Consider the following 11,573-nt stretch of genomic DNA (forward strand, 5'->3'; position numbering starts at 1 on the left):
GCGATTCTCGCCTCTGCTTAGAAAACAAACCGCTGGAAACCTTATATTATAGCACGCTGGGGCGCCCTCTCTTGGCGCCCCGGCCGCCTACAGCCCGAGCCGACGCTTCATGTCGGTTCGCTGCTGGTTCAATTCCGTCAATTCCGCCAGTTCCTCGGGTGTGAAGGTGGACTGCCGCGCAAGCCGATCGAGCCGGTCGCAGCAGGCGTCATAGCGCATCTTGAGCACCGCGGCCTGCAGTTCCTCCCCCGCGATCCGTTCCTGTTCACGCTGCCGCTCGGGCACCGTCTCGTCTTCCGGATTCTGTAACAGCAAATCGCGGACGTTTTCATCATAGTCCAGAATTTCGCGGAAGATTTCCTCGTAAGTCGCGCCGTTCGAGGACGTCCGCAGGACATCCGACAGTAGCCGGAACTCCGCGCCGTCGCCCAGCGCACGCGCATGCTCGACGACTTCGGCGAACAGCTCGCCGATCCGCGGCAACGCGCGCAGGGTCGCAAGCTGTTCGTCGTCGAGTTGCGACGCGATCCGCGGATGCATCACGAGCGTACGCAACGCGCGCTTTTCGCTGTCAGTCACACGCCGCCGTTCGCTGCGCGCGGGCGCCTGGCGCGCCGGCGCCGCGATGCGCGCATCGACGTCCGACAGCCCCGCGACTTCCTCGAACGGGATATCGAGCCGGTCGGCGAACATGTGCATGATCTGCGCGCGCAACGCGTTCGCCGGCAATGCCTGTAGCAGCGGCTTCGCGTCGAACAGCGCCTTCGCTCGACCCTCCGGCTGGTCGAGCGCCTTGCCGGCAATCGCTTCGTTCAACAGAAATTGTGACAGCGGCATCGCGCGCTCGACTTGCTCGGAAAACGCGTCCGCGCCGAATTCGCGCACGTAGCTGTCCGGATCGTGCTCGGACGGCAGGAAAAGGAATCGGATCGTCCGATTGTCCGCCGCATGCGGCAGGCACGCCTCGAGCGCGCGCCGTGCCGCGCGCCGGCCGGCCGAGTCGCCATCGAAGCTGAAAATGACCGTGTCGGTCTGGCGCAGCAACTTCTGCACGTGAATCGGCGTGCACGCCGTGCCGAGCGTCGCGACCGCGTTCGGGAAGCCGAGCTGCGCGAGCGCGACGACGTCCATGTAGCCTTCGACGACCAGCACGTACTTGCGCTCGCGGATCGCGAGACGCGCCTCGAACAGCCCGTATAGTTCGCTGCCCTTGTTGAACAGCGGCGTTTCGGGCGAATTCAGATACTTCGGCTCACCGCTGCCGAGAACGCGGCCGCCGAACCCGATCACCTGCCCCTTCACGTTGCGGATCGGGAACATGATCCGCTCGCGGAACCGGTCGTAGCGCCGCGCGACGCCCTGCGCATCGGTTTTCTCGCTGACGATCACGAGGCCCGATTCGACGAGCGCGTCGTCGCGGTAGTCCGGGAACGCGGTTTCGAGGTTCTGCCAGCCGTCCGGCGCATAGCCGAGCCCGAAGCGCGCAGCGATTTCGCCGGTCAGGCCCCGGTTCTTGAGGTACTGGATCGCGACCGTCGCGCCGCGCAACTGCTTGCGGTAGTAATCGCACGCGGCGGACATCACGTCGGACAGCGCGGTCGCAACCGATTTCGATACGGGCGCCGGATAGTCGCCGCCACCCGCACCGACTCCGCCACCACCGCGCATCGACGGTTCGTGCGGCACGGTCAGCCCGACCGATTGCGCGAGCTCCTGCACGGCTTCCGGGAACGTAAGCCCTGCGTGTTCCATCAGGAAACCGATCGCAGTGCCGTGCGCGCCGCAGCCGAAGCAGTGATAGAACTGCTTGGTCGGGCTGACAGTAAACGACGGGCTCTTCTCGTTATGGAACGGGCACAACCCCATGAAGTTGGCGCCGCCCTTCTTGAGCTGCACGTACCGGCCCACCACGTCGACGATATCGACGCGGTTCAGCAAATCCTGCAGGAACGAATGCGGAATCACCGTGGGATCGAGCGAAAAAAGACAATACGACGTCCCGGCGCACGCGCATGCGGCGCGCCGGGAAGCGGGTTTTACTTCGACAGCGCGGCCTTGACCTGCGCGGAAACGGCCGTCATGTCGGCCCGGCCGGCGAGCTTGCCCTTCAGCACGCCCATCACCTTGCCCATGTCCTGCGGGCCGACAGCGCCTGTTGCCGCGACCGCGGCCTGGACTTCGGCAGCCACTTCGGCATCCGACAGTTGCGCGGGCATGTATGCACCCAGCACGGTCAGTTCGGCTTGTTCCTTCGCGACGAGATCATCGCGGCCGGCGGCTTCGAACTGGCTGATCGAGTCCTTGCGCTGCTTGATCATCTTGTCGATCACCGCGGTGATGCCCGCGTCGTCGAGGGTTACCCGATCATCGACCTCGCGCTGCTTGATCGCGGCCATCAGCAGGCGAATCGTCGCCAGACGCTCGCTTTCCTTCGCGCGCATCGCGGCCTTCATGTCTTCGCTGATCTGCTCTTTCAAACTCATCTTGCACCCGGGATGGAAACGTGACTTCGGCGCCCGCGAACGGGCGTCAACACAAAAACCCGCTTGGGACTAAGTCTCAAGCGGGTTGCTCGAATCCGGCATCGGCGACTCGCGGCCCCGGATCGAGGCCGATCGCGCGGAGGTCGCCGGTGCGCCGCTCTGTGAATCGCGCGGCGCTCAATCGTTCAGTACAGCTTCTTCGGCAGCGTCTGGCTGCGGATCCGCTTGTAATGACGCTTCACTGCGGCGGCCTTCTTGCGCTTGCGCTCGGCGGTCGGCTTCTCGTAAAACTCCCGCGCACGAAGCTCGGTCAGCAGACCGTTCTTCTCGATCGTGCGCTTGAAGCGGCGCATGGCGACTTCGAACGGCTCGTTTTCTTTAACGCGAATGATCGTCATGATCCGACACGAATAAAGGTTTGCAGGGAAGACTTACGAGTATAGCAGAGCGCCAAGCAAAGACATAAGGGCCGGGTCCCGTCAATGGCGGGCCCGCGCGGCCGCGTCAGGCGCCACGCGCAAACTCCGCCGCCGCCTGCCCGGCCGCCGTGCCGGATGCCCACGCCCACTGGAAATTGTAGCCGCCGAGCCAGCCCGTCACGTCCACCGCCTCGCCGATGAAGAACAGCCCCGGCACCCGCGCGCTCATCATCGTCGCCGACGACAGTTCGCGCGTATCGACGCCCCCCTTCGTCACCTCGGCCTTTTTGTAGCCCTCGGTGCCGTTCGGCGTCAGCGTCCAGCCGGACAGCGCGTCGCCGATCTGGCGCAGCGTCTTGTCGGGCAGATCGGCGAGCCTCGCGTCCGGCGCGACATGGTGCGTGTCGAGCCAGACGTGAGCAAGGCGCGACGGCACCCAGTCCGCGAGCAGCGAGCCGATCTGGCGCTTCGACGTGCGCTTCGCGTCGAGCAGGTCGGCCACCGCGTCGCGCTGCGGCAGCAGGTCGATGCGGATCGGATCGCCGGACTGCCAGTAGCTGGAAATCTGCAGGATGCCGGGGCCCGACAGGCCCCGATGGGTCAGCAGCAGATCCTCGACGAATTCGCCGCCGCGCTTCTTGTCGCCGGTCGACACGCGCACTTCGAGCGACACGCCGGACAACGCCGCGAACGGCTCCCAGTCCTGCTGCGCAAAGGTGAGCGGCACGAGCGCGGGCCGCGTATCGACGAGCTTGTGGCCGAACTGCTTCGCGAGCCGGTAACCGAAGTCGGTCGCGCCGATCTTCGGGATCGACAGGCCGCCGGTGGCGACGATCAGCGCGCGTACGCGGATCGGCCCCGCCTGCTGCGTGTCGAGCGTGAAGCCGTCGGCCGACGCGTGGCGCACCGCGTCGACGACCACCGGCCGGCGCCAGGCAATGCCGCCCGCATCGCATTCGTGCTTCAGCATGTCGATGACCGCGTCGCTGCCGTGATCGCAAAAGAGCTGCCCCTTGTGCTTTTCGTGCCAGGTGACGTGATGGCGCTTGAGGAGCCCGAGGAAGTCGCGCGGCGTGTAGCGCGCAAGCGCCGAGCGCGCGAAATGCGGATTCGACGACAGGTAATTGTCGGGGCCCGCGTAGAGATTCGTGAAATTGCAGCGGCCGCCGCCCGAGATGCGGATTTTCTCGGCGAGCCGCGGCGCGTGGTCGATCAGCACCACGCGGCGGCCGAGTTGCCCGGCGACCGCGGCGCTCATCATCCCGGCGGCGCCCGCGCCGATCACGGCGATGTCGTAAGTTTCCATTGCGCTTCAGGAACTTTGCATGAGTTAGGCAAATTATCCAGATTTATCAGATGCTTAGGCGTAAGTGGCCGATGACCATCTTGAGGAAGGGCGAATGATACATGCGACGGCGGAGAACGCAACGCCTGGATGGTGGCGCAACCTCGATTCGCGGGCGGGGCCGCACGCAATCGCGAACCTACAGGGTTCATCCTTGTTGTTCGGCAGGGCCGTACTACCCACTCTGACCAATGACACCGCACCGACGAGCACATTGCTCGCGTATCGACTACGGAGAACCGCTGCGCGTGACGTTTGCGCTGGATTGTTGCGACCGTGAAGCGATAAGTCGGGCGGTCACGACGGCAGGTCATAGCGGCAACATCGTGCGCGACGTGATGCTGGCCCCGTAACGCGCTGAAATACCGCTCACCTCGCGAGTTCCGGCGTCCAATGGATTCAGAAATCCTTGGTGACGCTGTGCCCGGAATTACAGGGGCAAACTCCACCAGCCACCTCACTTCTTCAACACGCATATGCGCGCACGGATTCGGCCACAGCAATGACAAGGCGTCTCAGCCTCCGTCGATCAGCTTGCGCGACGCGAAAAATTCGGCATCGCTACGGACGCCCAGTTTGCGAAACGCCGATTGCTTTTGCGCGCTGATCGTCTTGAGGCTGCGGGAAAACTTCGATGCAATGTCGGACACGGTCATGCCGGCGAGAAAACAGCGCAGAACCTCGTGCTCGCGCGGGGTGAGGCGCAGGTCTGCAGACAATCCGGACTCGACCGGCGGTGCGCCATCGCCGCTCGCCGCCTTTGCCTCTTCGACGCGAGAACCGGGCGTCGCGCTTGATTCTATCCGCGCGGCCAGGTCAGTGCTGATGTATGGACGACCGTTGGCCACCATGCGGATTGCATACGCCAACTCACCAAGATCCTCACTTTTGCTGAAGAAGCCGAGTGCCCCGGCGCGCATTGTCATGTTGACCGTCGCTGGGGTATCGCTGCTCGATGTCATCAGGATCCGGCAATCCGGGAAGCGCGTATTGACGAGCTTGATGAGATCGAGGCCGTCGATCTCGCAGGGGCCGAGCGTGTAGTCAAGCAGCACGACATCCGCGTGATTCGCTTCGAGCCAGCGAATCAAATCGCGCGACTTCGCGAAACTCGCCGCTACTTCAATGCCCGCCTTCCCAGTCAGATAACTAGAAATCCCATGCTGAACAACGGCATGGTCGTCCAAGATTATGACGCGTGTCGCTTGGTGCTTTGGTCTCATTGTTACCCCTTTCGTTGCTGTGTACGGCGCGAAACGGCTGACCTCAATCTCGTTGCGGGATGTCGTTCATGATTGTCATGATCAACTTGCCGGCTTTCGACCTCGCTTTCTGGATGCGCCGGAGATCATCTCGATGTCGGACGCAAATCGATAGGCCGCCCCGGTGCAGCAAGGCAAATAATCTGATGAAACAGTGTGAGCAAGCGAAGTTTGAAGCGATGTGCCGTCCTCGCAGACACGATCGTCTGCCTGATGCCCACGTTGGGATAGGCGGTCAACGCACAGCAGTTCACTGCTGAACGAAGGGCCTGGATTGCCTCGCACCCGGTGGTGCGAACGCGCATCGATCTGCATTTGCGCCCGTTCGAATTTCGCGAAAACGGCAAGGTCGTCGGCGTAGTGCAGCCGTTTCTCGAGACCATCTCTCAAATCAGCGGGTTGCGCTTCGCCGCGAGCGACTTGTCGATAATCGATGGCACGGTCGGCAAGTCGGCGCGCGTGAGCATCGCGAGCGAAACGGGGCGTTCCTCAAGCATCCCGGAAATGTAAAGCTGGCGCGGGACGCGCCGGACGATCGGCAGCATCGTGACATCGGTGCCCAGCGCGGCGTCGGCGACCGCGGCCCGCGCGAGTTCCTCCGAATCGAACGCGAGTATGTCGAGTTTTACACCGCTTTGGCGGGTGAAGTAATCGACCGCGACGCCCCCCCCTGACCGCGATGCGCCTGCCTTCATGGCGGCTCAGGCTGAAGATCAGCGCGGAATCGTTGCGCGTAGTGGCGGTTAGCCGTCCGACAGATGCGGAAAACTCACGCGTGCATCGGTGCCGACTCGATCCGGGATCAACTCGCGCCATACACCCTGTAGCTCCAGACGAGGCTGAAGTCGATCTTGCCTGACACATCGCCCTTCGCCGCGGAGCCGTCGTCGGACGGTGCCGCCACCGGTTGCAGATAGACGCGATACAGCACCTCCTTTTTCGGAACGCCTAGCGGGATCACTCGCACGAGCCGCGTGCCGCCAGCCGGCAACGCGAACTTGGCCGGCGGGATCACGATTGCGTCGTCGCCGGAATTCATACTGGCCTCCTCGCGCTCGAGGTCCGTCGCCGGGTCGATCACGCGCTCCGCGATCGCGACAAGTGACGTCCTATGCGGACCACATTTCAATCTGCGAATAATTTGGGTAACTTATTGATTCAAATCCACTTGATTCTTCAAATCACGATCGCACCTCGATTAAGCGCGATTTCACCAGTTGAATAACTGACAGGTCGGAAATACCAGACTGACCAACTTTACCGTGCGTGCCAGCAACGCGGCCGCCTGTGCCACCAAGCTCACCGCAACCCTCCCGGACAAACTCATTGCCTCGCGGTAATTCGCGCATTTCCGCCGAGCACTGCTGCCGTGAGTAGCACGTTTCGTATCGATGACATCAACTGCTGAAGCGCACGGCCAGCATTATGATTAAACGTGTGCAAGCTGAATATAAGAATAGGCTTAAAGCGATGGCTTTCGCCCCATCGAAGGGTCACGTGCCCAACAGACTAGAGCGCGTGTGACCTGAACCGTTTCGTTTCTTTTGGCCATGTGGAAAGCGAGTTCTCTTTTATGCAAGGAGAACTCTCTGAACAAGCGATTTACCGGCGAACAAATCATCCGGATCTTGCGCGCGGCCGAGAGCCGGGACGAGGCGGTGAAGGATCTGTGCAAACGCCACAACATCTCGGAACAGACGTTCCATCGTTGGCGCAATAAGGTCGGCGGCATGGATGTGGCCGCCGCCCGCCGGCTCAAGGAGCTGGAATCGGAGAACGAACAGCTCAAGCACCTGATTCCAAGCCAGTACAACGGACAAAGCCCTAACGGGTTAGGGAGGTTCCAGAAGCGTTGTCCCTGCCCGCCCGGCCGCACACCCGGGCCGCACCCCAGCGGCGGCAGGTCCTCGCCTGCTATAATTCTCGATTACGTTTACCTTCCCGCGGCGCACTCGACGCAGCTCGCCCCGCCTCTACCCATGCTCGTTCTCGGCATCGAAAGCTCCTGCGACGAAACCGGTCTCGCGCTCTACGACACGCAGCGCGGCCTGCTCGCGCATGCGCTGCATTCGCAGATCGCGATGCACCGCGAATACGGCGGCGTCGTGCCCGAGCTCGCATCGCGCGACCACATCCGCCGCGCGCTGCCGCTGCTCGAGGAAGTCATGGCGCAAAGCGGCACGCGCCGCGAGGACATCGACGCGATCGCATTCACTCAAGGCCCTGGCCTCGCCGGCGCGCTGCTGGTCGGCGCGAGCATCGCGAATGCGCTCGCGCTGGCATGGAACAAGCCGACCGTCGGCATCCATCACCTCGAAGGCCACCTGCTGTCGCCGCTGCTCGTCGATGGGCCGCCGCCGTTCCCGTTCATCGCGCTGCTGGTGTCGGGCGGCCACACGCAGCTGATGCGCGTGACCGATGTCGGCGTGTACGAGACGCTCGGCGAGACGCTCGACGACGCGGCCGGCGAAGCATTCGACAAAACGGCGAAGCTGATCGGCCTCGGCTATCCGGGTGGCCCGGAAGTGTCGAAGCTTGCGGAAACGGGCACGCCAGGCGCAGTCGTACTGCCGCGCCCGATGCTCCATTCTGGAGATCTCGACTTCAGCTTCAGCGGCCTGAAGACGGCCGTGCTCACGCAGATGAAGAAGTTCGAAGCGGCAAAACTCGAAGGCGAAGCGTTCGAACGCGCGAAGGCCGATCTCGCGCGCGGCTTCGTCGACGCGGCCGTCGACGTGCTCGTCGCGAAGTCACTCGCCGCACTCAAGAAGACGAAGCTCAAGCGCCTCGTCGTTGCGGGCGGCGTCGGCGCGAACCGCCAGTTGCGCGCGACGCTGTCGGCCGCCGCGGCCAAGCGAGGCTTCGACGTGCACTATCCGGATCTCGCGCTCTGCACCGACAACGGCGCGATGATCGCGCTCGCCGGCGCGTTGCGGCTCGGCCGCTGGCCCGAGCAGGCGAACGCCGACTACGCGTTCACGGTGAAACCGCGCTGGGATCTCGCGTCGCTCGCACGCTGATTCGCACGACGCACCGGCACGTTTCGGAATACGGCAGCCAAAACACAAAGGCCGCTCGATCGAGCGGCCTTTTCCGTTGCAGCGGCAAAACGCCGCAGCGACGCAATGTTACGCGGCGTGCCGCTTGTCGCGCTCGATCAGCGCATACGCACTGTGATTGTGGATCGACTCGAAGTTCTCGGCTTCGAGCACATAGGCGACCACGCGCGCATCCGCATCGAGACGTTGCGCGACGTCGCGCACCAGATCCTCGACGAACTTCGGGTTTTCGTACGCGCGCTCCGTGACGAACTTCTCGTCCGGACGCTTCAGCAAGCCCCACAGCTCGCACGACGCCTCTTCTTCCGCGATGCGGATCAGCGCCTCGACCGGCAGGTCGGCCGCAAGCTCGGCGTCGATCGTCACGTGCGAGCGCTGATTGTGCGCACCGTACTGCGAGATCTTCTTCGAGCACGGGCACAGGCTCGTCACCGGCACGAGCACTTTCAGGAACAGGCGCGCTTCGCCGTTGCGGCTTTCGCCCGCGAGCGTCACTTCATAGTCGAGCAGGCTCTGCACGCCCGACACCGGCGCCGTCTTGTTCACGAAGTACGGAAACGTGACCTCGATGCGGCCGGCCTCGGCTTCCAGCTTCTCGAGCATCGACGCGAGCATCGCACGGAAGCGCTCGACCGTCAGCGGCGCACGATTCTCCTCGAGCAGCGCGACGAAGCGCGACATGTGCGTGCCCTTCTGATCGGCAGGCAGGCGCACGTCGAGATTCCAGACGCCGACGGTCGGCTGCACGTCGCCGCTTTCGGTGCACACCGTCAACGGATGCCGGACCGCCTTCACGCCCACGCGCTGAATCGGAATCTGGCGGGTATCCACCGTGCTCTGCACGTCGGGCATCACGAAGGCGGGATTCATCTGGTTCATCTTGTTCAATCCTTGTAAGCCGCGCGTCCGACGACGCGCACGCCGCGTCATGCGGCAGCCGGAAAAGCAACATGGGCCCGCAGGCCCATGTTTTCCGCATCAATGTAGACCGGTCGCACCAGTCGCACCGACGCCGCCCGCAGGCGGCGCCAGCCTCATGCGACGCGCTTCGCTTGATCGGCGACATCGGCCGCCGGGCTCAGGAAGCGTTCACGAATCGATTTCGCGATGCCCGCGCCGTCAAGGCCGCATTGCGACAGCAGCTTCGCGGGATCGCCGTGATCGATGAACTGGTCAGGGAGGCCCAATTGTATTACGGGTCGGATAACCCCACTCTCCATCAGGGCTTCGACGCAGGCCGAGCCCGCCCCGCCCATCACGCAACCTTCCTCGACCGTGACGAGATAGTCGTGCGTCTCGGCGAGTTCACGCACGAGCGCCGCATCGACCGGCTTCACGAAGCGCATGTTCGCGACCGTTGCATCGAGTTCCTCGCCTGCCACGATGGACGGCGCAACCATCGTGCCGAACGCGAGGATCGCGACGCGCTTGCCTTCCGGCTGCGACGTGCGCCGACGCACTTCACCCTTGCCGAGCGGGATTTCGGTGAATTCCTTCACCGTCGCCACGCCCGTGCCCGCGCCGCGCGGATAACGCACCGCGGTCGGGTTCGGTTGCTGAAGCGCCGTGTGCAGCATCTGGCGGCACTCGTTCTCGTCGGACGCTGCCATGATCGTCATGTTCGGAATGCAGCGCATGAATGCGAGATCGTACGCGCCCGCGTGCGTCGCACCGTCCGCGCCGACGAGGCCCGCGCGGTCGATCGCGAACACGACCGGCAGGTTCTGCAGCGCGACGTCGTGGATCAGCTGGTCGTACGCACGCTGCAGGAACGTCGAGTAGATCGCGACGACGGGCTTCAGCCCTTCGGTCGCGAGGCCGCCCGCGAACGTCACCGCGTGCTGCTCGGCGATACCGACGTCGTAATAGCGATCCTTGAAACGCTTCTCGAACTCGACCATGCCCGAACCTTCGCGCATCGCGGGCGTGATGCCGACGACGCGCGAATCGCGCTCGGCTTCATCGCACAGCCATTCGCCGAACACCTGCGTGTACGTCTTCTTCGCGGGCGTGGTCGACGGCTTGATGCCTTCTGCCGGGTTGAACTTGCCGGGGCCGTGGTAGAGCACGGGATCGGCTTCGGCGAGCTTGTAGCCCTGGCCTTTCTTCGTCACCACGTGCAGGAATTGCGGGCCGCGCAGTTCGCGGATGTTCTGCAGCGTCGGGATCAGCGAATCGAGATCGTGACCGTCGATCGGGCCGATGTAGTTGAAGCCGAACTCTTCGAACAACGTGGCCGGCACGACCATGCCCTTCGCGTGCTCCTCGAGCTTGCGCGCGAGTTCGAGCACCGGCGGCGCGACGCTCAGCACGCGCTCGACGCCCGCGCGCGCGGCCGCGTAAAAGCGGCCCGACATCAGGCGGGCGAGATGGCGGTTCAGCGCGCCGACCGGCGGCGAAATCGACATGTCGTTGTCGTTGAGGATCACGAGCAGCTTCGCATCCTCCGACACGCCCGCGTTGTTCATCGCCTCGAACGCCATGCCGGCCGTCATCGCGCCGTCGCCGATCACCGCGATCGAGAAGCGGTCGTCGCCGTTCAACTGGCTGCCGATCGCCATCCCGAGCGCCGCCGAGATCGACGTGCTCGAGTGCGCGGTGCCGAACGTGTCGTATTCGGACTCGCTGCGGCGCGGGAAACCCGAGATGCCGTCGTACTGGCGCAGCGAATGCATCTGGTCGCGGCGGCCCGTCAGGATCTTGTGCGGGTAGGTCTGATGACCCACGTCCCAGACGATCCGGTCGTTCGGCGTGTTGAACACATAGTGCAACGCGATCGTCAGCTCGACCGTCCCGAGGTTGGACGACAGATGGCCGCCCGTCTTCGACACGCTGTCGAGCACGAACGCGCGCAGTTCATCCGCGAGCGGTTGGAGTTGGCGACGATCGAGGCGGCGCAGATCCGCCGGGTCGTCGATGGTTTTCAGCAAGTCGTACATCGTCGTTCCATTGTAGGAAATCAAACGCGCCCGCATTCTATTGCACGCACCGTAGCGTGTGCGCAG

9 protein-coding genes and 3 pseudogenes are annotated in these 11,573 nt (G+C 63.8%); 3 read left to right on the plus strand and 9 right to left on the minus strand.

Features of this window, described 5'->3' with window-relative positions:
• Positions 1 to 87: 87 nt before the first annotated feature.
• The 4 genes from dnaG to ACV22W_RS03065 form a co-directional block, all read right to left on the minus strand.
• On the minus strand, positions 88 to 1,965 hold the full coding sequence (gene dnaG / locus ACV22W_RS03050) for a DNA primase (protein ID WP_448017655.1): 1,878 nt from the start codon (positions 1,963 to 1,965) through the stop codon (positions 88 to 90).
• A 71-nt stretch (positions 1,966 to 2,036) separates the two neighbouring features.
• Positions 2,037 to 2,483 (minus strand): GatB/YqeY domain-containing protein, encoded by a 447-nt coding sequence (locus ACV22W_RS03055; RefSeq protein ID WP_448017656.1) that lies wholly within the window; start codon positions 2,481 to 2,483, stop codon positions 2,037 to 2,039.
• A gap of 185 nt (positions 2,484 to 2,668) precedes the next feature.
• Positions 2,669 to 2,881: a 30S ribosomal protein S21 gene (rpsU, locus tag ACV22W_RS03060; RefSeq protein ID WP_006479415.1), complete on the minus strand. Its 213-nt coding sequence runs from the start codon at positions 2,879 to 2,881 to the stop codon at positions 2,669 to 2,671.
• Positions 2,882 to 2,987: 106 nt separating this feature from the next.
• Positions 2,988 to 4,208, minus strand: coding sequence for an NAD(P)/FAD-dependent oxidoreductase (locus ACV22W_RS03065; RefSeq protein ID WP_448017657.1), 1,221 nt, complete (start codon positions 4,206 to 4,208; stop codon positions 2,988 to 2,990).
• 260 nt (positions 4,209 to 4,468) lie between these two features.
• Between ACV22W_RS03065 and ACV22W_RS03070 the strand changes: the two are divergent.
• A pseudogene (locus ACV22W_RS03070) lies at positions 4,469 to 4,594 on the plus strand (IS3 family transposase); the annotation flags it as partial.
• A gap of 168 nt (positions 4,595 to 4,762) precedes the next feature.
• Here ACV22W_RS03070 and cblR read toward each other — a convergent pair.
• From cblR to ACV22W_RS03085, 3 genes and pseudogenes are all read right to left on the minus strand, one after another.
• On the minus strand, positions 4,763 to 5,434 hold the full coding sequence (gene cblR / locus ACV22W_RS03075) for a cable pilus system response regulator transcription factor CblR (RefSeq protein WP_448017658.1): 672 nt from the start codon (positions 5,432 to 5,434) through the stop codon (positions 4,763 to 4,765).
• A gap of 461 nt (positions 5,435 to 5,895) precedes the next feature.
• On the minus strand, positions 5,896 to 6,204 hold the full coding sequence (locus ACV22W_RS03080) for a hypothetical protein (protein ID WP_448017659.1): 309 nt from the start codon (positions 6,202 to 6,204) through the stop codon (positions 5,896 to 5,898).
• A gap of 131 nt (positions 6,205 to 6,335) precedes the next feature.
• A pseudogene (locus ACV22W_RS03085) lies at positions 6,336 to 6,605 on the minus strand (fimbrial protein); the annotation flags it as partial.
• A gap of 493 nt (positions 6,606 to 7,098) precedes the next feature.
• Here ACV22W_RS03085 and ACV22W_RS03090 point away from each other — a divergent pair.
• Together ACV22W_RS03090 and tsaD are read left to right on the plus strand one after the other, a co-directional pair.
• Positions 7,099 to 7,383: pseudogene (locus ACV22W_RS03090) on the plus strand (transposase); the annotation flags it as partial.
• Positions 7,384 to 7,488: 105 nt separating this feature from the next.
• Positions 7,489 to 8,529 carry a tRNA (adenosine(37)-N6)-threonylcarbamoyltransferase complex transferase subunit TsaD gene (gene tsaD / locus ACV22W_RS03095; protein WP_448018113.1) on the plus strand — a complete coding sequence of 347 codons (1,041 nt, stop codon included), beginning with the start codon at positions 7,489 to 7,491 and terminating at the stop codon, positions 8,527 to 8,529.
• A gap of 108 nt (positions 8,530 to 8,637) precedes the next feature.
• Here tsaD and folE2 read toward each other — a convergent pair whose 3' ends face one another.
• Positions 8,638 to 9,447: a GTP cyclohydrolase FolE2 gene (folE2, locus tag ACV22W_RS03100; protein ID WP_448017660.1), complete on the minus strand. Its 810-nt coding sequence runs from the start codon at positions 9,445 to 9,447 to the stop codon at positions 8,638 to 8,640.
• Positions 9,448 to 9,602: 155 nt separating this feature from the next.
• Positions 9,603 to 11,507, minus strand: a complete 1,905-nt coding sequence (gene dxs / locus ACV22W_RS03105) for a 1-deoxy-D-xylulose-5-phosphate synthase (RefSeq protein WP_448017661.1) — start codon at positions 11,505 to 11,507, stop codon at positions 9,603 to 9,605.
• Positions 11,508 to 11,573: the final 66 nt, after the last annotated feature.

It is taken from the genome of Burkholderia sp. AW49-1 (assembly GCF_053427845.1).

Bases quoted from the DNA above. Each gene is read 5' to 3' on its own strand.
- ACV22W_RS03055 (WP_448017656.1), bottom strand. From the start codon at position 2,483: ATGAGTTTGAAAGAGCAGATCAGCGAAGACATGAAGGCCGCGATGCGC.
- rpsU (WP_006479415.1), bottom strand. From the start codon at position 2,881: ATGACGATCATTCGCGTTAAAGAAAACGAGCCGTTCGAAGTCGCCATG.
- ACV22W_RS03065 (WP_448017657.1), bottom strand. From the start codon at position 4,208: ATGGAAACTTACGACATCGCCGTGATCGGCGCGGGCGCCGCCGGGATG.
- ACV22W_RS03080 (WP_448017659.1), bottom strand. From the start codon at position 6,204: ATGAAGGCAGGCGCATCGCGGTCAGGGGGGGGCGTCGCGGTCGATTAC.
- tsaD (WP_448018113.1), top strand. From the start codon at position 7,489: ATGCTCGTTCTCGGCATCGAAAGCTCCTGCGACGAAACCGGTCTCGCG.
- folE2 (WP_448017660.1), bottom strand. From the start codon at position 9,447: ATGAACCAGATGAATCCCGCCTTCGTGATGCCCGACGTGCAGAGCACG.
- dxs (WP_448017661.1), bottom strand. From the start codon at position 11,507: ATGTACGACTTGCTGAAAACCATCGACGACCCGGCGGATCTGCGCCGC.